We start from the raw sequence: 23,334 nt of genomic DNA, 5'->3' as shown, positions 1-23,334 counted from the left end.
GCCCGCAGCGGATCCTGTCTTCGGAGCCGATCCATGTTCTCGAAATTGTTCGGAAAAAAATCATCCGCGAAACGACATGCCGACAAGGTGTGGACCTCGCGCGAACAGAAGTACAAGGGGCTGATTCGTATCATCGGCTCAGAACGGTCGGGTCGGCAAATCGTGCTTCTGACACACTTCAGGAAATCGTATAACGAGATGTCGGGACTCCTGCAGGATGCGGGGATACAGGCGCGTATGTTTCAATCGTCGATCGACCGCCTGACGGGACGCAGTGTATTCCGCCAGCCCGTGGATGGCGCGGTGGCGCTCTTTCATATCAACGCGCTGCCCGAAGCTGAGGAACCCGGTGCGGACACACCGCACAGCCATGTTCCGATTCGTATCATCGTCATCGAACGGTATCCCGTGCCCGCGCCGGATCAGCGCATGGAACGGTTCGCCGATTCGTTGCACGGGCATGTGGACTTGGAATTCCACGGCGCGCTCGACGAACCGCTGTTCCGGATATTCGGCGGTGACCGCCTTATGGGTGTGCTGAGTCAGCTCGGCCTGAAAGAGGATGAGTGTATCGAACACGCGGTCATCAACTCGTCCATTCGACGCGCCCAGGAAAAACTTGCGGAACTGGTGCTTGTTGAGAGCACGGCCGACAGCATGGAGGAATGGCTCGAGAGAAACGCGCCCTCGATGAGGAGCAGGGAATAACACCACCGGGCCCCTGGTTGCTTCCGGCATCGTGTCGATTTGTAGTCTCCAGCCGGGATTGGGTCCGCTCCCGGAACACGCACCCCTATACATCCGTGAATAGTCCGTGCCATTGAAATCCCGTCCGGCATGGGTGAACTGCATGAACCGCTGCGCGGGAGTGGCGGCACCGCCGTTTCGACACTACCGCGCAGGGTCAGGTCGCCTGTATAGGTTCGGCCGCCAGTGAAAGCGTGTCGCCCGAAGTCAACCGGGTCAGATACTGCGTGGACGTGGACGCGTCAGCCCGTATCAGCCGCGGAAAAACGGAGACGGACGGAAGCATGAGGAAAGCACGGGCGAGACAGAGTGTGACACGTTTCATAGGTGGTCCCACGTATGGTATATGAGATCGGAATATCCGACATTGAAAAACAGACAAAGTATTCGTAATATGTCCATTGAGGCGGTTGTCCCCAATGAAAATTCTATTTGTCCAGACGAACACGAACTCCTCGTTGATTCCACTCCCAGTGGGACCGGCGATTGTCGCCGCGCGGCTCCGCGAGGACGGTCACGACGTGTCTTTTGTCGATTTGATGGGCGAGCGGCATCCGGTGCGCGCCGCGGTGGACGCCGCCCGCGCCTTCAGCCCCGCGCTGGTGTGTTACTCCGTGCGCAACCGCGACAATCAGACGATGCAGCGCTATGTCGATCCGCTTCCGGGCATCCGTGATATTGTGAGTGCCGTGCACGACGTCACGCATGTGCCGTCGCTGCTGGGCGGCACGGCGTTCACCACGTATCCGACCCGCCTGCTCGAATATCTTCTGGCGGATTACGGGGTCGCGGGCGACGACACGGCGATGGTGCTCCGTTTTGTGCGTTCCCTGGAAAATGGATCCGTCGATCTTTCGACACCGGGACTTGTATATCGCAATCCGTGGGGCCGCATCGTCGAGAATCCCTTCACACTTGTCGGGTATCCTCGCCTGCTTCCATCGTATCACGACTTCATCGACAAAAAACGATACAGACACGCGTACTGGGATGCCGCCGTGATTACACGCACGGGATGTCCGGAGCACTGCGCGTACTGCGATACCTTCACGACGTTCGGACGCGATTTTATTCTGCGCGATCCCGACGATGTGGTGGACGAACTGCTCACGCTCAAACGTTCGGGCCGCGCGCATTCGGCCTGGTTTGTGGATGCCGGATTTAACCGGCCTCTCGAGCATGCAAAGAATATTCTGGAGTCGATCATCCGGCGCGGAGCGCAGCTTCGTTACTATGCGCTTTTTGATCCCGGGCCGGCCGACGACGAGTTCTTTGCGCTGTTCCGGCGCGCGGGCGGTACTGGATTCACCGTCTTTGCCGAGAGCCTATCCGATCCCGTGCTTGCCGCACTCGGGAAATCGTTCACCGTGGCCGAAGTCCTGCGCGACACCGCCGCAATGAAGCGACATGCATTGTCGTGTATGTTTATGCCCACGCTTGGAAGCCCCGGCGAGACGCCCGACACGGTGCGCGAAACCTTCGAGCGCACGCCCGCGCTCGGCGCGGTGTTCTCGTATTTCAGCATCGGCTGGCGTATACAGCCCGGCACACCACTGCGCGAACGCGCGGTGCGGGAGGGATTGCTCAAGGCCGACGACGATTGCTGGCTGCCCACGTTCTACGTGTCGCCCGAGACGCCGCGTCCCTGGCTCGAAAAGCGTATCCGCGGTTTCAAACTCCGGCATCCGTTGCTGAATCTTCGGATCATGGGTGCGTTCTCTCGGGAGATGTTCCGGAAACCCTGGATGTGGGGCGCCGACGTGTCGAAGGGGTGAAGGCGGCGGCGCCGCATATTAATATTCGCCGTATGGCGTGCGGCAGTCCTTCTTTTCGCGGAAGTGTGTTATGACGGGGGAAGAATAATAGTCGAATACGCTGAATGACACGCCGATGTATACGCCGCTCACCTCCTGTGTCCAATCCGCGAAGATGTTGCTCGTGAGCTGGCCCGTCGAGCCGTACATGCCGCCGAGCTGCAGCCCGATATTACATCCCTCGATGTCGCCGAAATTGAGACGTGCGCCGAGATGCAACACCTGCGACGGATAGTAATTCACCTCGAGGAAGGGTTCGAAGAGCAGAGCGCGCGATAGCCACACCTCGTAGGCGCCACGCAGCGGCAGTATGCCCGCCGCGCCTTCGAAGTTGCCGAGCCACAACAGGTTGATCAGGGAGGTACCGACGGTGAGGTGGGGAAGCACCTTGTCGGCGGGGAAGGACACGATACCGAATTGTCCGATGAAACCGTCGAAGTCGCGGAACAGTGTGATCTCGTCGTTGCCCTCGCCCAGCACGATGCCCGCGGGCGTGCTGCCCGACGAACGCAGCAAGGTGATCTGCAGCAGACCTGTCCGGCGTGTCGGATCCTCGTGATACCGCCATTCGGTGTCCATTTCTTTCTCGTTATGGAAGAAGTCGAACATCGAAAGACCGAGACCCACATACGGTATCACACGCACTTCGTCGATTTCACTGGCATCCGGATTTGCGCGGCCGCCGATGGCGAGTCCCGCGTGTGCAAACATGTTCGCTCCGCCGATGGAGCCCGCATGGAGTGAAACGCCCGTGTTGAAGTAGCGGAATGGACTCAGCAGGCTGACTCCCGCGTAGGGCTGCAGCGATAACTGCGGTCTGCTGTCGGTGAGAGCGATACGTTTTTTCAGATAGACGGGGAAAAATCCGAGCAGTTGCTGCCCATCCTTTGTACCGTTGAGAATCGCTTCGAAAAGCGCGCTGCCGATGGTCCAGTCCTTTCCGATCGCCGGGAAACGATGTTCCCACATGCCGATGCGCGCCATGTAGCCGTTGAAGATGGCGTTGTCGCGTGTGGACCGCGGTCCGAGAGTATTATATACTCCGAGCAAGCCGTTCCCGACCCGGTTGTCGCCCGCGGCACGGCCCCCCGCCACCAGGCCGGAGATTTCGGCCAGACCAAAACGCGCGAAGCGTGGATAGTTGAAGACGCAGATGCTGTCGTATTCGAGCACGGTTTTTTCCACCACGGTCTGTTTTCTGCTCGGGCGCAGCACGCCGTATTCGCGGCCGGCGGTGCCGCGTTCGCTCTTCTCCTGCACGTACTGCTTCCGTGTGGTACTTGTGCGTGTGCGTGTCATAAGCGAGCCCTCGTAGCTCGGACTGCAGCCCGCATGTATTAACATCACAGCAAGCGTGGCGGCAAGCGCGGATCTTTTCAGGGCGGTATTCATCGCGTGCCTCCTTTTTTCTCCTGCACGACTTTTATTAGCTCCACCCGGCGGCAGCGTGTGTTATATACTTCGTCACTTTCTCCAGGCCTGCGCGCGGGGAGCTGATCCTCGCCGACCGCGGTCACGGTGATCAGCGAGGGTGTGATGCCGTGTTCACGCACCAGGGCGTCGCGCACAAATTCCGCGCGCTGCCGGGCGAGCGTGCGGTTGTATTCGCTCGATCCGACCGAGTCGGTGTGGCCCGCGAGCACGATCGATTGTATACGCGCGCCGTAGCTCCGGATATTCAGGGCCAGGAATTCGAGCGACTGCTTCCATGTGGTGCCTGTGCTGTTCCCCTCGGCATCGAGCACGTTGTCGAGAGGATGCGCGGCATCATTGAAGGGGAAATTGATGCGCAGGTCGAGCGTTTCGCCGAGCCGGAAATCGTGCTCGTATTCGCGCACACCGGGCTCGCGTGGCGTGTCGAGCGGGAAGGTGTCGTAGAAGTATTTTTCCGCCTGCGCTCCCACGTCATACCCGCGTCCTTTCGGCAGGACCACATAGTATTCCCCGCGCTCGTTGGTGTGGACTGTCGCGACCAGATCGCCCGTGCCGCGGTCTTTCCAGAACAAGGCCGCGCCGGGAACGGGATCTCCGCTGCGCGCGCTGCGTACGCGGCCGCGCAAAGTGACCAGCGACGGCGGCTGCGGATTCGGTGATATCGCGTACAGGTCGTACCCGCCCGCACCCCCGGGCCGGTTCGAGGTGAAAGTCAACAACGAATCGGCGCGCGCATTCGGTGGTGTCGCGGGGAACATGTCATCCCACAGGGTATTGAGCGGGCGGCCGGCGTTGACCGGGGCGGACCACTGTCCCGCGTCGTCCATCTCCGCAAGAAAGATGTCGAGTCCGCCCACGGCATTGTACCCGTCGGATGCAAAGTACAGGGTGCGGTTGTCGGCGCAGAGATATGGTGTCATCTCGTTGCAGGTGGAATTGATGCGCGGTCCGAGATTGCGCGGCGTGCGCCAAGTGCCGTCGGCAGAACGTTCCGACATCCAGAGATCGGCATTGCCCAGACCACCGGGACGGTCGGAGGTAAAACACAGGCGCATGCCATCGGCGGAAAGCGAGGGATGCGAATCGAACCACGTGGAATTGATGCCGTCCACCAGCCGGACATCTGCGAGCGAGATACCGCCGTCGTTTCGCACGATGCGCGCCTGATATATGTCACAATCGCCCAGAGTGTCGGGACGATTTTTTGCCGCGAAGTACATCCACTGTCCGTCGGGCGACAGGGCCGGCGCGCCTTCGTGGACTATGCGCGCGTTGAGTGTGACCGCGGCAGGAGCATGTGTCCCGGATGTGTTGCGCGACGCCGTCCAGAGGTTCTGACTCGATTCCTCGGCGCTGTACGAATATCCTCCGGGCCGTGTGCTCGTGAAGACAAGCAGCTCCGTTCCGCGATTGCCGGGGTCCGACGCGATGCTCAGGCCAAAATCGTCATGGCCGCTCTGGAGCACGTCCGCGAGAGGCCGGATCTTGTAGCAGGGCCCATCCGCGCCCGTACAAGCGGTGTCGATCAGAGCCGGCACCGCTCCGCCGGACGGTGTGCAGTCGACCGCATCCTCCGTTATGACACTGCGGTTGGATGTGATTTTGATCCCGCTCGAACACGACGCGAGAAGAATGAGTGTGGCAATGGCGAAGGGACGGCGCATGACATACCTCGAAGACCATTTTTACAGAAACCCGGCAAAGCCATGACATGTCCGTGACTTCTGGCATGCAGCCATGTCGCACATTGCGCACAGTTCACATGTCCACCCGGGCTGTCAAAATACGGAGTACACCATGACACGTTCAATTCTTGTCTTACTTTTCCCTCTGCTATGGCTCGGCTGTGCTTCCACCACGCACGTGGTCAATCCATACCAGTATTCGGAAATTTCTGAATTAGGATCGGAACGCCATGCGGTTGTTATAGTTTCAGCGAACGGATGCCTCGAAGAATTTGACGCGGATTCGGTCACGGTCGAGCACGACTCAACATTCTGGTTCGATTCCAAGTCGGCGCAGTGGCGTTCAGTGTCCAGCACTGCGGTACACAGGATACGTTTCATCGACCATTGGCTCGGTGCCCTGGAAGGTTTTACATATAGCGGTGGACCGGGCTACCTGCTGTTGGCTGCCGCTGCGGCCGCATCCAACGTCAGTGGTTTGGAGAAAGTAGTACTCGGAGCCGGTGCGATACTGAGTACCGCGGTCAGTCTCTTCATCGCGGCACCCGTCGGTGCACTCATCGGGCACAAGACCGACTATGTTTTTCCATCTCCTCTGCCGTCGCATGAAAGCGCGGAGCCATACCGCGCGCAGGGCCAGGATGCGATCGTGCACGCGCTGGCTCACAATGGCGCGTTGCTTCGTCGCGCACCCCGGGAATGGAAAGACGATGAAAAAATGGTTGCCGCCGCGGTGGAACAAAACGGACGCGCTCTGCACCATGCATCTCCGCGTATTCGAGGTGATCGGAATACTGCGCTGACGGCGGTGAATCAGAACGGAATGGCACTGGAGTACGTATCGGAAGAATTGCGGAATGATGCGCTCTGCGTGCTTGTCGCTGTGCAGAGCAACGGACTGGCTTTACAATTTGCGTCTGCTCCCCTCCGTGACAGACGGAATATCGTCACGACAGCAGTGACGAGGGACGGGCGCGCCCTGGCTTTCGCATCCGATACACTGCGCAACGATTCCGTCATTGTCATGCACGCGGTGCGCAGCAATGGAATGGCCCTGGAGTTCGCTTCTGAGACACTGCGCGGACACAGGAACATCGTCCTGGCCGCGATCGCTCAAAATCCCTGTGCACGAAATGTGTCAGTGATACGCTGACTGAAATAGAGGAAATACTTGTGATTCCGCAGGATCGCAATAACGAATGATCAACGAGACTGAACACATGTTTTCCCACAGAATACATTATCGAGGTGGCATAATGAACAGAATATCGAGTACATATCGCCTGTCAGCAAGCTGGTTATGTATCTTCGCTGCAGCCATAACACTCAATGTCGTCGCGCAAAATCAACCGCAAGGTGGAAGAAGAAAAGCGAAGCCCGTTGATACGACCGCGTCTGCAGTACCCGTATCGCGCGAATATGCAGTGAGTCAAGACGTGACGCCTCTCTCATACCCGTCGCAGTCGTGGGGATGGAGTATCGTAGGAACGGGCGGAACATCGGCGTCGGCCGTGGGTATTGCAGTCCGCTCCCTCTATCTGCAGTTGGATATCCTGATTCCGTATTCAAATCCATTTGATGACTCGAGCCCCAGTCCTGATCCGCAGTACAATCCTATCAAGGTGAGCGGTTTCGGATTTGGCATCGGGCTCGTGGTGCCGGTCGGCCGATGGAGTGTTACTGGAGGAGTGGATCACGTTTCGTATCGCGCCGAATATCCTCAGACTGTGTGGCATAAAGTCTTCTTCGATATGCCGAACATCCGTACCGAAAGACGCACAGGATGGTTCCTCGGCACGCGGTATCATTTCTCTTCGGACCCTGGCCAAGGTGCCGTGAAGGGCTTGTTCCTCGGAGCGGGATACGGCACGGAACGCGGACTGTACGGTTCTTTGGGCTTTCTGTTTTAATGCACCTACGCGCACCGTCATCAACATCCCGGCATATCAGACAGGAATATTCCAAAGGAGCGATGATGCAACGCACCACAGTCGTACTTCTCATCGCGGCGGTCTCCGTGCTCGCCGGCCCCGGTTGCGCCACATTGCTGCACGGCAGGTATCAGGATGTCGACATTGTGACGATACCTGATTCAGCAGAGGTTCTGATCAATGGTATCAGAGCGGGGTACTCACCGGTGAAGGTTCCGCTCAGACGAGACGGAGATTTTACGGTAGAGTTTCGCAGAACCGGGTGGAGGGACACCTCCATCGTGTTGGAGGGTTCCGTGTCGACTCTGCTACTCGTCAATGTGCTCTACGGGTATATCGGCGCGCCCATCGGCGTCGGAATCGACTTCCTCACCGGTGCAGCATATGAGCTGCCCAGTGAAAGCACACGCGTGGCGCTTCAACGTGAGGCCATGGCGGAACCCTGCGCGCTGGGCGGCAGTCAACAAATGGAATCGGGATCGCAGTGACGGAGAACGGAATGAACACGGAGATACGCAGCCGGTGGATCAGACCACAGGCCAGAGCCAGCCGAACGTACCCGCGGTGACAAGCGCGTACACGAGTCCGTCGAACACGTTTTTTATCGTGGTGCTCCACGGACGCGCATACCAGATCGATTCCTGCAGCGCGCCGAGGCCGTAGGCGAGAAATGCGGTGACTCCCGTAAACCGAAACACCGCGAGATAGTGCGCGCCGGGTGTGAGCGCGCGTCCCGCGACATAGGCAGCGAAGAAACTCACCAGCACGCCGAACACAAACCACAGCGCCATCGGACCACCCATCGCGTACGGACCGTTCTTCATCACCGTCATCAGCATCACGGGACCCTTCTTCATCTTCTCGATATGTTCCGGCGATCCCATGTGCTTGATACTTTCCGGATAGGGGACGGAGTAATCGCCCGGCGGAATATTCAACGGACGCAGTGCATCCATCACGGCATCCTCATTCGGCAGCTTGCCGCGATCACTTTTATGATAGGGGAGCAGCATGTGAATGATGGAGCTGACGATAAAAACAAATGCCGCGGACAACAGTATCGGGAGCAGCAAGGAGGTGATGGAGACCATGGGGACCTCTGGCTGAATATGGACGGAAGTGTGAGCAGGGAACATAGAGCAATGCTGCAGGAATATCAAGACCTCATTCTACGTGGAGGTCTTGACGGATACATATCTCCACACATCATCAGCGTCGTTGTATGCGTCTGTATCGCTGTATTCTGTCAGCCGAATCGTGTCTTGCATTGTCACGCTCTTTTCTCGAGGCAGGCGAGAAGGCGGGGAATTTGCCGTATCTTTCGTGTCGCGGTACATGGTGTGCAGGACAATCCACCGACCCTCCTGTCGCCTGTCTCCTGTCTCCTGTATCCTGTCTCCTGGATCCTCACACAGCACACAGCGGATCCCGCTCCTTCAGCCACCGGCCATAGCTCCCATCCACCATGTACCAATACCAGAAATCTCACACGTACTTCGCCCAGGTTCCGGGGATGATGGAGGAACTTTGTGCCGAGGAACTCTCGGAACTCGGCGCAACCGGCATCATCACACGGTATCGCGGCGTGACCTTCACGGCCGTCGCGCGAACCCTGTATCGGATCAACTACACCTCACGGCTTCTTTCACGTGTGCTGGCCCCGCTGCGTTCCTTCCCCTGCAAGGGGCCGGACAACCTGCTCTCCGGTGCGCGGAAAATCCGTTGGGAACATTTCCTCACTATTGACAAAACCTTTGCGATAACGGCCACCGTCGCCGCCAGCACCATCACGAATTCCCTCTACGCCGCCCAGTGTTTGAAGGACGGCATCGCCGATCATTTCCGCGAGATCAGCGGGGGCAAGCGGCCGAATGTCGACACGGTGAATCCCGACGTGCGATTCAACCTGCACATCGATCACGATCATGCCGTGATCAGTCTCGACACCTCGGGTGAATCGCTGCACAAGCGCGGCTACCGTCTTCTTGCGGGCGAGGCCCCGATGCAGGAGACGCTCGCGGCCGCGATCATCCGGCTTTCGGGGTGGGATGGCGGAGTGCCGTTCTGGGACTGCATGTGCGGTTCGGGCACGCTTGTGTGCGAGGCGCTGATGCACTACTGCCGAATCCCCGCGCAGTACCTACGGAAAAAGTTCGGTGTCTTCGCGCTGCCCGATTTTGACGCGGCGTTGTGGAAGGAAGTCACCGATGAGTACAACGCGCTGATGCGGCCCGCGCCCGAAGGTCTGATCCGCGGCAGCGACATAGCCCGCGAGGCGATCAGTGTCGCGCGAAAAAATCTCTCGCGGCTGCCATATTCCGATTCGGTATCGTTGACACGTATGGCGTTCGAAGCGGCACCGGCCTTCGAGAACGGTCTCATGGTCGCGAATCCCCCGTACGGCATCCGGCTCGGCAGTCCGGACGAAGCCAAGGCCCTGTACACCGCGCTGGGCGATTTTATCAAGCAGCGTTGCACTGGCAGCACCTGTTACATCTACACAGGTGATCCAGCGCTGCGCAAGGCCGTGGGCCTGCGCACCTCGCGCCGCGTGCCGCTGGTCAACGGCAAGCTCGAGGGTGTGCTGCTGCGTTTCGACAGTTATGAGGGCAGTAAAAAACGGTATTACGCGGCGTACAAGGAGCAGGAGTCCGGCGGGGGAGCCGCCGTCGGCGACACTCCCGGCGACGAGTCCTCGTGATCCGCTGAGTGTCGTGATCGGCACAGGGGAGTGGTGTTGCCGGTAATTAGGACTAACATACTCGTTAATGTATTTGATTGCAGCGCGGCGGCGTGTAGATTTGTTGTCGTGCCACGACGCGGCACGTTCAGCCCTCTCCCCACATATCCCCCCCACCGTCATGATCCTTTCCACGCGTCCCTCCGCTCTGTTCCTTTCCGCCTGTCTTGTATTGACCGTTCTACCCGCGTTCCTGCACGCACAGACGCTCTGGGAAACACGCGGACTCGCGGGTGAAAGTATCACCACACTCGCCCTGCGCGACGGTCTGCTGTTGGCGGGCACACGCCGCGCGGGACTGCAACGCAGCGTGGATCACGGTGCCTCGTGGCAGCAGGCCCTCGGCGCGGGACGCGAGGTCTCCTGTGTGATTATCGCGCCGAGCGGTGCGGCCTTCGCGGGATTCACACACGACACCACGCTTTTCCGTTCACGCGACGCCGCCGTGAGCTGGGATGTGGCGCGGTTGTTCACGCGGCCTGTCGCCTCGCTCGCACTCAGTGATGAAGGGTACCTGTACGTCGGCGCGCAGGCGGTGGAGTTCAGCACGAATGACGGGGATACCTGGAGCGGACTCCCGTACTTCAAATACACGCCGCTCATCCGCAGCATGGTTCTGAACTGGGCGCAGGAGGTGTTCGCTATTCCCACCGCGCAGCGCAACCTCGTGGTGCGATCCACGCCGCACAGCAATCACTGGGACTTTGCGAACATGGAGAAGGGCTGCAACGTGCTTGCCATTACCGCCTCGGGGACGCTGTTTCTCGGCAGCGATTCGGGCGTGTACAAACTGGTGGACCACATCGAAAACTGGGTGCGGATCAGCGACGGTCTTTCCGCTCACGCAGTACAGGCGCTTGTGCTGGCGTCGAATGGCGACATGTTCTGCGGAACCGCGGGCGGCGGTGTGTTCCGTTCTCATGTGAACGGCGGCGTGTGGGCGCCGATGAACGACGGACTCGCGAATCTTCACGTCAATACACTCGCGCTCGACGCCTCCGGCCGCCTGTTCGCGGGCACCGAAAGCGGCGTGTTCCGCAGCGCCTCACCCGTGACCTCGACGCAGACTCCCGCGCTGCGACTCTCGTCACCGACACTCGAGCAGAATGCGCCGAACCCCTTCTCCGCTTCCACCGTCATACGGTACTCGCTTCCGCAGCGTGCTTCCGTTACGCTCGCGGTGTACGACGCCCTCGGCCGCCGTGTCGCGGTTCTCGTTGAGGGGGTGCTCGAGGCGGGCCAGTACCACAGCGCGTGGGATGCTGTACAACTGCCATCGGGGATGTACCATATCCGTCTCACCGCCGGAAACACGTCGGTTGTGCGCACCTGTCTGCTCGTCGGGAGGCGGTGATAAACGCATTTCGTCGCGCATGATCAATCAGCGCGAGAGCTGTTCTCCTGAGGGTGCGGCTGCGGTTGGACGCTATCTGCGGTGTGAGTAGTTTATGTTCATACCGCAAGGAGAGAGATCCGATGACGTTGCGTGCGAATGCGTTTGCCGATAGGGATCCACGACATGTGATGATGAATCTCAGAATCCTGCATCAGGGTACACACTTCATGTTGCTCTGCGTGCTGTGCGCAATATTTCTCGCGGCGTGTAAAGAGGAACCTCCTATTGCCGTCCTTTCACAGGTGGAACCGAACGGTACCGACGTACCAGGAATCTATACCGTGTCCCCGTCTGAAGCCTGTCCAGGCGACACCGTCATCGTTGTCGGGGTGCGATTCCCCGGTCCTCCGTATGACGCCTCGAAACGAATTCTCTACGGGAAAGATGCTGCATACGTGCTGTGGTGCCGAGGTGACAGTGCGGCCTTTATTTGCAGACCGTCGGTGAGTGACACCACCGTCGAAGTGCGTTGGAGTACGGGGCAACTACCTCCGGGCCAGGCGCCGAAGCTTCACCTCATCATTCCTCAGCGTATCAATTGGATTAGCGCTTCCGAGGCATTTGTTGGTGATACACTGTATGCTGCCGGAACCCGTTTCCCTCCGCCTCCCTACAACACCGCGAGCTGGCTGCAGTGCGGCGGGCAGAGGCAGACCATTTTGTGGGTGCGAAATGATACCGTGGCCTTCCGATGCAATAATTCATTAAAACAAGATATTTCCGGGCCGTTGGAGTGGCACACATATCCCGGCATTCATTCCAGCGGACCAACCTTGAGTATCGTGGTACTCAATCTTTTGGATTGGAACATCCGCTTGTTCGGGCCCATCATACGTGCCAAAGGGACCTTCACCTTCGATTCAGCAGCCGGAGGCATTCGCCGGGAGATTCCCATCGATTCGATCTTCACGCTGCCACCGATCGAAGGTTTCCACGAGGCGATGCAGATGGAGACAGCGTACCGGTGGCACAAGGTGTCCTATGGTTCCGGCGGAAAAAACCTGATACTACGTCACAGCGCAACGGCGGAATTCGCCACTCCGCGGCTCATCCGGACGCTCACACTTGTCAAAGGGCGGACAGAGCGCAACAGTAGCGGAACGTGGGACGAGCATTGGATTACGTACGTTTTTCGTGATGTTCCGGTGCAGTTTGGCAAGGGATCAATGACAGCGAATGAATCATTTCCTACAAGTTCCGGCCACCTTCTCTCGCAGTGGTTTCAGAATTATTCTCGGAGTTGGGACGTGGGGTCGAGAAATACACGATCTTCATGGATTTTGGAAATGTCTGATGTAATCGGATTCGAGCCCGGTGCGAAGTTCACCCTCGAATGGGTTCGTTGACGAGACGATGCACGTTCTCCATACCCACATCGTGGAACCTAACGGAAAGGGATCCGGTGAATTAAATATTCAGACTAATCGCTTGACATTTGTCTGAAATATTATGAGGTTCAGACTGTAACACCATTCCATTCTTAGTACCCGGCATCACTAGGCGTACCTGCGCAGCGGAGGCAACTCCCGTCCGCACATGATCTGCCCGGCACGATGAACGATTCACGTGCCGCTCCCACATGATCATCATGGATCCAACGCGAGGTGTGTCATGGTATACAGATTCCGTTTCCTGCTCCAGCTCCCGCTTTTCTTCATCCTTGCCGCGGCCGCGCAGGCGCAAACGCCTCTCTGGACGGCGCGCCACGATGCACAGGGCGCATCCATCGACGAAGGACGATTCCTGCTGCGCGGACCGAATGGTGCATCGATCATCGTTGGCTCGTCCATCGCAAACGGCGCGGGGTGGCAAACAACCACGGGATGGGACGTAGTATTGGCCGCGGTCGACTCGTCAGGAACGCCTCTCTGGAACGCGCGTTATGACGGCCCGGATCACAACGACGAACGCGCGCTCTGTGCCGTCGCGGGCGGCGGGAATATTTACGTCGGCGCGCGCGGCTGGTCGTCGGCGCAAGGCTGGCGCGGCATCCTGCTTGCATACAACAGCGCCGGCACGCAGGTGTGGATGAGGAATGTGGGCGGTCTCGGGGGACGCACAACCGCCATTCGCGCTATCGCGCTCGATGCCGCGGGCAACATCTTCGCGGCGGCACACTCGGAGACCCCGCAGAAATCCTACACCGAACTTGTGTCGTATTCGAAGGACGGCGATCTGCGCTGGCGCGCCGCGGTCGACACAACAACCTCGGCCGACGCGGCCGGTGTCGTGGTGCTCAATGATGGCAGTATCATGCTGGGAATAACGCGCGGAGGAGCATTGCGGCGCGCGAGTGTTGTATCCGTTTCCGCCGCGGGCGCCGTGCTCTGGGAAAAGGCGATACCCGCCTTCGCGCATGCGGACTGCGGACCGATCGTCCAGGCGGCCCCCGATGCCGTCTTCCTTGCCGCCACCCTGGCCGGAGCGACCGGCACCGACGTGCTCCTCGCGCGTGTCAGTGCGAACAGCACGATCGACTGGCATCAGATCTATGCCGGACCCGCTGGACGCGACGACAGACCCGCCGCGCTCACAGCCGACACTGCCGGGAACATGTTCGCGTCGCTGCGGAGCGACAATGCGGACGGTTCGACGGCGCTTGCCGTCGTCAAATACTCACGGACGGGAATCTTCGGATGGGCGGGCCGGTATGATTCGTCCGCGGCCGGATCCGACACGCAGCCGCCGCTGTTTGCGGGCGCGGCTATCGGGCGTTTCGAAAATGGACGGGGTGGCCTCGTTGAATGGTCGGGTGCGTTCGACGACTACTCGGAGCCGTCATGGATTCGATACAAGATATATGTGTCTGAAACATCCGGTTCTCAGGACTTTCTTGCTCCCGCGGCGGAAACGCTCGGTGTCACACACGCGGAACTGCCCGCCCTCCAGGCGGGACGGGACTACTTTGTTGTTGTCCGCGCCTTCGATGCGACGGGCAACGGCGACCGCAATACGCGGGAAGTGCGCATCACCGTGCCCGCGCCGCCGCGTCTGCTTCTCGATGTGCGCCGCGACACGGTGCTGGCCGCGGGTGTGCACTGCTTCGACGCTGTGCATGTGGCGGCTGGCGCGAAGCTGCGCTTCCTCGGCCCCGCGACACTGTGCGCGCGCGACAGCATCGTGATCGCCGGCACCGTCGAGGCCGACTGTCATGCACTGGTGGTCCGATCGAACGGAGACCTGAGTGTGAGGGGCCGCATCGAGAATCGCTGCGTGACTGGTGATTCAACACGTGCGGGCGATCTGACACTCTTCGCACTTGGCGCACTGACATTGGACAGCGCATCAAATCGAAGCGGGCTTTACTCCTCCGGACGCATCCTTGTGACCGACGATTCGACGTTTGCGGATTGGAAACTTGCAATCCCGCCCTTCGCGCGTTCCGCGACTCCAGTGCCGCCGGTGGGATCGCTCGATGCGGCACAGGTGCTCGTCGGCATGACGGGGAACACCCCGGCCGATGTGACGTTTTATGCCGAAGGAGCCGATCCAGACGGCGGACCCGTGCGCTTCGATATCGACTTCGGCGACGGACAGACGCGCAGTTCGATTCAACCCGACGATGGCGTCCGTGCAACGATCGAAAAATCCTACACGGCCGCGGGCACATACCGCGCCACACTCGTGATTCACGACGACGAGGGCGATACGGCACGTGTATCCCTCACCGTTCTCATCGCCGACAGTACGGGAGAGACACCCGCGGGTCTTGCGCTCACAGCACACACACGGTCCTACGCGATACCTGTCGGCGACACGACCGATTTCTCCCTCGATGCAGGGCAGCTCGGTTCAGACACCCTTCTTTCGGTTTTATGGAACTTCGGCGATGGTGCCACGTCCACAAGTGGAATCTCGGAACACGCATTTGCCGCGCCGGGTCGATATCGCGTGTCGTTGACGGTCGGGGACGACAATAATCGGACGAGTGAGTCCTTTATGTGGCTCTGGGTGTACCGTCCCGACACTGCACGACGCTTCCTGGCACCGCGCGGCGGTCACACGATCGCGCTTGCACCGCCGCCGCCTGTTATTGTGGGCGTTCCCATTTTCGGAAACAAAGGCGACCGTGTCGTCTTCCCCGGCCGCGATATCAACTTTATTCCCGGAGCCGGAATCATCGGAGCGAACGGTGCCAACGGCGGAGAAGGTCGACGCGGGCTGGGCGGGACCGGCTTCACCATGTGGGCCGGCGGAAAAATAACCATAACCGGCGGGGTCTACGGTGCCGGGAACGGCGGTGCGGGAGGAGATGCCTCGAAGTTCGGCTCGGGCAAACCGGGAGGACGCGGCGGCGACATGAATTTTCAGGCGCATGAGATAGACATCAGCGGTGGTGTGTTTTTCGGCAGCGACGGCGGGGCTGGTGGTGCCGATGTGAAAGTCGGTGGACCCGGACAGTCTGTATCGGCGTACGGCGGCGACGGAGGCAAACCCGGCAGCATCAGTTTTCGCGCAGGAAAGCGCATCCGCGTTCTCGCTCCGGTCTCCGTCATTTTAGGCAACGGCGGCGCGGGCGGTGAGGCCGACGCGACCGGCGGAGCTGGTATCGACCGCTGCACGCGTGGTCAGGACGGAGGTTCCGGCACGGCGAAGGGCGGAGTGGGCGGCTTTGCGAAGAAACGCGGCGTCGCCTTCGGAGATGTGCAGGGTGCCGGGTTGTTCCGCGTGAGCGGCGCAATCGGCGGCATCGGTGGTCTTGCGACCGCAGTCGGAGGCAAGGGGGGAAGTGCCATAAACTGCAAGAGCACTGCGACCGGCGGCAAGGGTGGTAACGCCACGGCGACTGGTGGCAAGGGCGGCGATGGCGGCTACAGCGGCATCGGAGTGCGTGTGGCACCCGTAGGTGATGGTGGTCTCGGAGGTCACGCCAACGCTACTCCTGGCGCCGGTGGTGACGCCGATGCCAAGGGCGATCCGATGCAGGGCGCGGATGGTTGTCCCGGCCAGGACGGCGGTGACGCAACCGCTACCGGTGGAGACGGCGGCCGCGCGAGTGCGAAAGAAGGGAAGGGCGGCAAGGGTGATACGGGTCCGGCACCTGATGGTGCCTCCGTCGAAATTGGCAGCAACGGAGGAAGCGCCACCGCACAGGGCGGCAATGGCGGAAATGGTACTGCCTGCGGCTGTAATGGCGGCAACGGAGGCGAGGCGACAGCAACGTCCGGGAAACACGGAGTGAATGGAGGTCGCGCGCTCGTCTCCATCGATGGCATCGACGGTGATGCCACAGCCACGGGCGGAAAGGGCGGCTCGGGTGGTTCCTGCTGTCCCGATCCCAAGAAGGGTGGTGACGGTGGAGCGGGTGGTGCGGCAACGGCCAACGCGCAGGTGGATGGAACAGCCGGCGGCAGCGGAGGGTCCGGTGGAAATGGTGGTGACGGCTGTCCGATTGGTGCAGGCGGAGCGCTGGGTGCCGGTACCGGGACGCCCAACGATATTGCAGATGGTGCGCCCGGCGCTCCGGGCGTGTTGTGTTGTCCTGTTCCGGTCCCTGTGAAGTTTAAAACACCGTGTACCGGCACTGCCGTGCCCATCACGCCGGGAAATGTCAACACGTGGGAAATCTGGAACCCCTCGCAGACAACACACCTCGCAAATCTCTCGATGCGGTACATGACCGACCAGGAGGCCGGTGGCCCTGTCAACTACCAGTGTTTCGAACAGAACACGGACGTTGGAATTCAATCGGGCGGTATGATAATCAACCTCGCCTCAATAGTAGATCTCAACTCACCATCGAAACAATGGACGTGCACGTATTTTACATTCTGTGCCATGGCCATCACCCCGGGTGAGGTTACCGTGACCGGCTATCGCGGCGGGCAGGAGGTCGCAACAAAGACGCAGCAGCTTACGGGCATCGGCACTGTGACCATCGAGGCGCCGCCCGGCGAACGGTTCGACGAAATTCGTGTACTTGTGTACACACCAGTCCGATTCAACTGGTGGTGGCAGACCGCAAAATGTACTGGTCCGTGACGGCCAGGATTTCCTTCATCGATCGTTCTCCCATCCGGAAAATTACTTTGATATCGGAGTGCAATATGCGAATATATAAGGTGGTATTTGCGGTGATGTGTATCACATCCTTCCTTGCCATGCCGCGCGCCGCGGCGCAGGGCGCTGTCGTGCCCGGATCCATAGTGGTTGATCCGTCCGGGCGTGTTGTGGTCGGATTCGTCTCCATGAACACCGGTGGCCGCAGCGATCTCGGTGTCGCGATATTCAGCGCGGATGGTGCGTCTGTCGCAAGCCGGCGTCTTCCCGCGCCCGCCCCGGGTGTCGTCGTGCTTGCCTCCGGCCTGCTCGTCGACGATCGTTCCATCACGATCGCGGGGTGTAATCCGCTGACGCAGGCGCAGGTGGATCTGGTGGCAGCCCGTTTTGCCCATCCAAAAATTGTGAGCGGAAGCGACGAAGTGCCTGCGCTGCCGCGACTTACGCTCGATCCCGTCTATCCGAATCCACTGTCGGGTTCCGCGTCGGCTATGCTCACATATTCGCTGTCGCACGAGACCCGTGTACTCCTGCGCCTCACCGATGCCTCGGGTCGCCATTTGCTGACACTGCGCGATGGTATCTATCAGCCGGGAGAATATCGGATGTCTGTATCCTTATCCGACCGCCCATCCGGCGTGTATTTTGTGGAGATGGTGACGCCGCAGGAACGGCGCATGATGAAACTGCTCAAACAGTAACAACTGCGGCTGTCACTGTGCGCGGCCACGGAAGGACGGCCTTCCGTGGCCGCAGCCGCGCCGTGTTGTGCATCAGCGGCGGAGGGTTGCCCGCGATGTCATCGCGTACACACGAGCCGCCGCGTGATACCGCTCGGCCCCGCGTACTCCACGATGTACGTGCCGCCTGCCAGCGCACGCGTCTCAATAAACACGGTGCCCTGAAGCGACGAGGCGTCTATGTCCCGGCTGCTCACGACGCGGCCAAGGAGATCGGTCAGACGCAGCACCGCCGCACCCGGATGTGTTCGGCGATATGTCGCGTGTACACCGTCGCGGAATGCGGGTTGCGGGAAGACGACGAGTTCCGTCGCGGTTGTGGCGGAGGGATCCGCAATGCCCGTGGGCGGCTCGGGAGAAAACTGGAGGTACCGCACACTCTGCGCGGGCATACGCAGCGAGAGAGAAACAAGGGACGAGCGTGTGGTGGTGAACGAGTCCACACGCGACAGACCGCGCGTGTCGTCGATCCCGTACACGACCACCGCCCAGCGTTCGCGTCCTGCCGGCAGCCCGGCCGTGTTGATGACCACGTCCGTTTCGGCCGAGGGGAAATTTGCGAGCAGGCAGCGGATCGTATCACCCGTGCCGCTCCGCGTGCCGAGGGCGGTGAAGCCGAGAGTATCGGATCCGTCGCTCCGAATTACTGACGTGCCTCCGGTGAGCCGCCTCCATGTGATGAAGACGTCCGCGGCGCGTTTGGCGGAGCCGTTCTGCAGAATCAGTCCCAACGGGTGATTGTCGGCACGGTACTGATGGCTTTCCGTCACGCCGAACTGCGCGAGATACGTGAGTGTGGCCGCGTAGAATGCGGCGCCGCGGCCGCTGTTCGCGAAATTGTTCTGATTCACGCCCGCGTTCCATTCTGTACAATGCTGCTCGGCGGCGCTGTAGCCGATCAGGTCGAGGACGCGCCTCGCATCGAGGGCCTTTTTCCCGAGTTCCCACGGAGTCGCAGCGCTCTGTAGATCGCCGTAGCTGTGCCATGAGTAGAAATCGAGTGGCACGCCATTACGACGGCAGTACGAGAGCAGGTTCTCGAAGTACCCGGGCGAGGTGTGGCCCGCCTGGCCCGGCCCGCCCACGATCAGTGTGTGATCATGCGCCTTGAGTGTTGTTGCGACAATGGCGAAGAGCTGCTGGAACTGCAGCGGCGTTCCCGACCAGAACTGCTCGCGTCCGGACGGTTCGTTCCAGATTTCCCAGTGGCGAATGGCCAGGTTTTTCCCGCCTGCCCATCCCTCGCGATAGTGCATGACGATGTGCCGGCATATCTCGGCGAATTTCCTGAAATCCGTCGTGTCGGCCGCATGTGTCACAGTGCCAGACGCGTCGCGGATTGTGCCTGGAGGATCGTTGGTGAAGAGGGGATTGTTGCCGCGCCAACTCGAACCGAGACGGAAGTACACCTCGAATCCCGCGTCGATGATCTGTTGCACCGCTTCATCGCTGCTCGCAAAGTCGTAGCTCGACGCGAGCGTCGGATCGGCGTCCCAGCGAGGGAATATTGTCATCCAGTCGCAGGGTCCGTAGTAGTCGTGTGTCCGAATCGAGGTAAAGCCCCAGGCCCGGAAGTAGGGCGTGTAATTGTCCCGCACAGTGCCCATGGCGCGTGGTCCCGCATTGGTGCCCAACCGCAGGGTCACCGGGCCGCGCGTGCTGTCCGCGTGCAGCGCGACCTGGCGTTGCGCAGGGGCCGTCGCGGAGAGAAGGAAACCGAAGATCGCCAGGCGGCAGTACTCGCGCACACGTGATGCCATACAACACTCCCGGGAAGGTATGATGTCCGAAGCGCGGAAATTACTACACGGGCGCGGGTCTGTCAACAGCTTGCTTCTGCCGCAATTTCGTGTAGATTACCACGAATCCACTTTCGCGCTTCCGAAGCAGGTCCACATATGACGCCCCCTTCGTCGAAGTCTTCCATTCCCACCATATACGTTTCGCAGCTCGACTCGCCGCTGGGTCTGTTGCACATCGCCGGCATCGGCGACTTCATCTCGTGGATCGGCTTCGACAACGAGTCGCACCGCGCGGCGATGGAGGCGCATTTCCTTCGGGAAGTGTCGAGCGCGGCGTTTGCGCCTGATCCCGGCAAACACACGAAAGTGCACCGCGAACTCGACCAGTACTTCGCGGGCAAACTGCGGCGCTTCACCACGAAGCTGCACCTCTTCGGCACGCCTTTCCAGATGCAGGTGTGGACGGCTCTGCGCACAATTCCCTTTGGTGTCACCACGAGTTACTCGAAGGTGGCCGAGATGATCGGCAATCAACAGGCGACACGCGCGGTGGGCGGCGCGGTGGGTCGGAATCCGGTCTCCATCATCGTGCCCTGTCACCGTGTGATCGGTGAACGGGGAACCCTGGTCGGATACGCGGGCGGTATCGACCGCAAGAAGTGGCTGCTGCAAAACGAGGGCGCCCTGCTGGTATAAGCCGTGTGGAAACGCTGGTTCTCGTATAAGTCGCTCGACGCGCTGCGCGCCGACGCAGCAGCGTTGGGTGTGGACGGCGACGTCGAATTCGACGACACACCCGACGCCGCACTCGAGCGTGTCACCATCGCGGGACGCACGCTCTCAAACCGGCTCGCCATACATCCGATGGAAGGATGTGACGGCACAGCCGACGGCGAACCGGGCGAGTTGACTCTGCGGCGCTGGCGCCGTTTCGGCGCGGGGGGCGCTGCGCTGATATGGGGCGAGGCCACCGCCGTCCTGCCCGAAGGACGCGCGAATCCGCGGCAGCTTCTTCTCACACCCGAACGGATCGGTGTCTATGCGCGCCTTGTGCGCGAGACGCGCGCCGCGCATCGCGAGGCGTTCGGACACGACCGCGACCTCCTCGTCGGCCTGCAGCTCACACACTCGGGACGCTACAGCCACGCGCGGCCCGTCATCGCCGCGCACAATCCCGCTCTTGACGCGCGCACCTTTGTCGATCGCGCGCACGGCATCACCGTGGACGCGGCGTACCCGCTTATCTCCGATGCCGACATCGAGCGGCTCGAGGACGCATACGCACGAGCAGCACGCTGCGCGGCGGAAGCGGGGTTCGACTTTATCGATGTGAAACACTGCCACGGCTACCTTCCGCACGAACTGCTCGGCGCGCGATCGCGGCCCGGACCCTACGGCGGCAGCTTCGAAAACCGCACACGCTTTGCGCGCAACACCCTGGCCAAGATTCGCGCCGAGGTGGGCGGAGCGCTGCTGCTCGCCGCGCGCGTGAATGTGTTCGACGGCGTCCCCTACGTCGCCGATCCCGCCACGGGAATCGGAGTGCCCGGTCCTTTTCCCGTTCCCTACATACATGCGTTCGGCGTGAATCCCGATGATCCGCTGCACGAGGACCTCGACGAGCCGCTGGCTTTTGCACGTCTGCTCGCCGTGGAGGGCGTGGAGCTGCTCAATGTGTCGCTTGGTATTCCCTACATCAACCCGCATCTCGGCCGCCCCTTCGACCGCCCGTCGGGCGGGAGTTATCTGCCGCCCGAACATCCGCTGCTGGGCGTGGCCCGCCATTTCCGACTGACTGCCGCGGTGCAGCGGACCTTTCCGGATCTCGCCGTGGTCGGCACCGGGTACAGTTGGCTGCAGCGCTGGCTGGTCCATGCGGCGGCGGCCAATATCCGCAAGGGTGCGGTGACGATTGCCGGCGTCGGCCGCGGCGCGCTCGCCTATCCCGATTTTGCACGCGACGCGCGCGAGAAGGGTGTGCTCGATTCGAAACGCGTGTGCCTCGCGGTGAGTTTCTGCACGGATCTCATGCGCGCGAAAAACAACGAGGCCGGACAGTATCCGACCGGCTGCGTGCCGCGGGATGCGATGTACGCGGATCTCTATGCCGAGAGCATCGGCCGTCCGACCGGCGCGCAGTCCGACAAAAACGCGCCCGCGCCCGAGGCGCCCGCGCTCGGTACGCAGGAGCCGGACGCATGAAGAGACGTCCCGTGGTGCTTGTCACAGGCGCGTCGCGCGGCATCGGACGCGCGATCGCCGTACGCGCGGCGCATGACGGGTACTCGGTTGCAGTGCATTACCGCGGCAACGACGACGCGGCCGCTGAGACGCTGCGCCTGTGCCGTGCCGCCGCCGCGTCGCGTGCGCAGCACTTCTCGGGCTTCCGCGCAGATCTGTCGCGCGCGAGGGAACGCGCTGCTTTGACGGGTTGCGTCATCGAAGGTATGGGCGGACTCGATGCGCTGGTGAACAATGCGGGCGCGGCTCCGGCACGACGTGGCGACATGCTCGACACGACGGAGGCGTCCTTCCGCGCAGTGCTCGCGCTGAATCTGCATGCCTCGTTTTTCCTCACACAGGATTTCGCGAAGTACCGTCTTTCGCAGAGCGATCTATCTCCGCTGCCGGGCGGACCATCGGTACTCTTTATCTCGTCGGTGTCGGCTGAACTCGCCTCGCTCAACCGCCCCGAGTACTGCGTGTCGAAGGCGGGCCTCTCGATGACCGCGCACCTGTGGGCTCTCCGTCTTGCGGAGCACGGCATCGCGGTGCTGGAACTGCGGCCGGGCATCATGGCGACCGACATGACCGCGGGTGTGCGGGACAAGTATGAACCCATGATCAGCGCGGGTCTTGTTCCGCAAAAACGCTGGGGCGACGGCGACGATGTGGCGCGTGTGTGTTCGGCGGTCTGGCGCGGCGATCTGCCTTTCTCCACCGGAGCAGTCATCCATGTGGACGGTGGACTGCATCTGGGCCGATTGTAGCGGCTCGGGCGGGGAAATAGGGAAAGGCGAGGAGTGATGAGAGAAGAGAGAAGAGGGAAGAGAGAAGAGAGAAGAGAGAAGAGAGAAGAGAGGAGCGCGTACGGATTTCGGTTGT

18 protein-coding genes are annotated in these 23,334 nt (G+C 60.9%); 13 read left to right on the top strand and 5 right to left on the bottom strand.

All coding sequences use genetic code 11. The features are described from left to right. Nucleotides 1-33: 33 nt before the first annotated feature. Entirely contained in the window at nt 34-708 is a 675-nt protein-coding gene (locus tag HY962_14175) for a hypothetical protein (protein MBI5648074.1), read from the top strand. 196 nt (nt 709-904) lie between these two features. On the opposite strand, the gene HY962_14170 is transcribed toward HY962_14175, so the two are convergent. Further along, on the bottom strand, nt 905-1,072 hold the full coding sequence (locus tag HY962_14170) for a hypothetical protein (protein ID MBI5648073.1): 168 nt from the start codon (nt 1,070-1,072) through the stop codon (nt 905-907). Between the two features lie 94 nt (nt 1,073-1,166). Here HY962_14170 and HY962_14165 point away from each other — a divergent pair, with 94 nt between their 5' ends. Beyond that, complete coding sequence (locus HY962_14165) at nt 1,167-2,522, top strand: cobalamin B12-binding domain-containing protein (GenBank protein MBI5648072.1); 1,356 nt, start codon at nt 1,167-1,169, stop codon at nt 2,520-2,522. 18 nt (nt 2,523-2,540) lie between these two features. Here HY962_14165 and HY962_14160 read toward each other — a convergent pair whose 3' ends face one another. Both HY962_14160 and HY962_14155 read right to left on the bottom strand, forming a co-directional pair. Then, nucleotides 2,541-3,953 (bottom strand): hypothetical protein, encoded by a 1,413-nt coding sequence (locus HY962_14160; protein ID MBI5648071.1) that lies wholly within the window; start codon nt 3,951-3,953, stop codon nt 2,541-2,543. After that, entirely contained in the window at nt 3,950-5,659 is a 1,710-nt protein-coding gene (locus tag HY962_14155; GenBank protein MBI5648070.1) for a PD40 domain-containing protein, read from the bottom strand. The genes HY962_14160 and HY962_14155 overlap by 4 nt, the downstream gene beginning before the upstream one ends. A gap of 133 nt (nt 5,660-5,792) precedes the next feature. Between HY962_14155 and HY962_14150 the strand changes: the two genes are divergently transcribed. The 3 genes from HY962_14150 to HY962_14140 all read left to right on the top strand — a co-directional run bounded on the left by HY962_14150 (nt 5,793) and on the right by HY962_14140 (nt 8,099). After that, on the top strand, nt 5,793-6,833 hold the full coding sequence (locus HY962_14150) for a DUF4116 domain-containing protein (protein MBI5648069.1): 1,041 nt from the start codon (nt 5,793-5,795) through the stop codon (nt 6,831-6,833). Between the two features lie 103 nt (nt 6,834-6,936). Next, nucleotides 6,937-7,590, top strand: a complete 654-nt coding sequence (locus tag HY962_14145) for a hypothetical protein (GenBank protein MBI5648068.1) — start codon at nt 6,937-6,939, stop codon at nt 7,588-7,590. Nucleotides 7,591-7,655: 65 nt separating this feature from the next. Continuing rightward, nucleotides 7,656-8,099 carry a hypothetical protein gene (locus HY962_14140; GenBank protein MBI5648067.1) on the top strand — a complete coding sequence of 148 codons (444 nt, stop codon included), beginning with the start codon at nt 7,656-7,658 and terminating at the stop codon, nt 8,097-8,099. Between the two features lie 39 nt (nt 8,100-8,138). On the opposite strand, the gene HY962_14135 is transcribed toward HY962_14140, so the two are convergent. After that, the gene (locus HY962_14135; protein MBI5648066.1) at nt 8,139-8,702 is read right to left on the bottom strand and encodes a hypothetical protein; all 564 of its coding nucleotides are present in this window, start codon (nt 8,700-8,702) and stop codon (nt 8,139-8,141) included. Between the two features lie 374 nt (nt 8,703-9,076). Between HY962_14135 and HY962_14130 the strand changes: the two genes are divergently transcribed. From HY962_14130 to HY962_14110, 5 genes are all read left to right on the top strand, one after another. After that, entirely contained in the window at nt 9,077-10,312 is a 1,236-nt protein-coding gene (locus tag HY962_14130) for a class I SAM-dependent RNA methyltransferase (protein MBI5648065.1), read from the top strand. 160 nt (nt 10,313-10,472) lie between these two features. Beyond that, nucleotides 10,473-11,705 (top strand): T9SS type A sorting domain-containing protein, encoded by a 1,233-nt coding sequence (locus HY962_14125; GenBank protein ID MBI5648064.1) that lies wholly within the window; start codon nt 10,473-10,475, stop codon nt 11,703-11,705. A gap of 122 nt (nt 11,706-11,827) precedes the next feature. Beyond that, nucleotides 11,828-13,093 carry a hypothetical protein gene (locus tag HY962_14120; GenBank protein MBI5648063.1) on the top strand — a complete coding sequence of 422 codons (1,266 nt, stop codon included), beginning with the start codon at nt 11,828-11,830 and terminating at the stop codon, nt 13,091-13,093. Between the two features lie 265 nt (nt 13,094-13,358). Next, on the top strand, nt 13,359-17,729 hold the full coding sequence (locus HY962_14115; GenBank protein ID MBI5648062.1) for a PKD domain-containing protein: 4,371 nt from the start codon (nt 13,359-13,361) through the stop codon (nt 17,727-17,729). A 65-nt stretch (nt 17,730-17,794) separates the two neighbouring features. Beyond that, nucleotides 17,795-18,448, top strand: coding sequence for a T9SS type A sorting domain-containing protein (locus HY962_14110; GenBank protein ID MBI5648061.1), 654 nt, complete (start codon nt 17,795-17,797; stop codon nt 18,446-18,448). Between the two features lie 98 nt (nt 18,449-18,546). Here HY962_14110 and HY962_14105 read toward each other — a convergent pair whose 3' ends face one another. Next, nucleotides 18,547-20,247 (bottom strand): hypothetical protein, encoded by a 1,701-nt coding sequence (locus tag HY962_14105; protein MBI5648060.1) that lies wholly within the window; start codon nt 20,245-20,247, stop codon nt 18,547-18,549. 279 nt (nt 20,248-20,526) lie between these two features. Here HY962_14105 and HY962_14100 point away from each other — a divergent pair, with 279 nt between their 5' ends. The 3 genes from HY962_14100 to HY962_14090 are packed head-to-tail and all read left to right on the top strand — an operon-like array spanning nt 20,527 to nt 23,219. Next, nucleotides 20,527-20,925: a methylated-DNA--[protein]-cysteine S-methyltransferase gene (locus HY962_14100; GenBank protein ID MBI5648059.1), complete on the top strand. Its 399-nt coding sequence runs from the start codon at nt 20,527-20,529 to the stop codon at nt 20,923-20,925. Nucleotides 20,926-20,928: 3 nt separating this feature from the next. After that, nucleotides 20,929-22,431, top strand: coding sequence for an NADH:flavin oxidoreductase (locus HY962_14095; protein ID MBI5648058.1), 1,503 nt, complete (start codon nt 20,929-20,931; stop codon nt 22,429-22,431). Further along, nucleotides 22,428-23,219 carry a 3-ketoacyl-ACP reductase gene (locus HY962_14090; protein MBI5648057.1) on the top strand — a complete coding sequence of 264 codons (792 nt, stop codon included), beginning with the start codon at nt 22,428-22,430 and terminating at the stop codon, nt 23,217-23,219. Before HY962_14095 ends, HY962_14090 begins: the two co-directional genes overlap by 4 nt. Nucleotides 23,220-23,334 lie beyond the last annotated feature (115 nt).

It is taken from the genome of Ignavibacteriota bacterium (genome assembly GCA_016218045.1).
Taxonomy (GTDB): domain Bacteria; phylum Bacteroidota; class Ignavibacteria; order SZUA-365; family SZUA-365; genus JACRFB01.
This window is presented reverse-complemented; position numbering and strand designations above follow the sequence as displayed.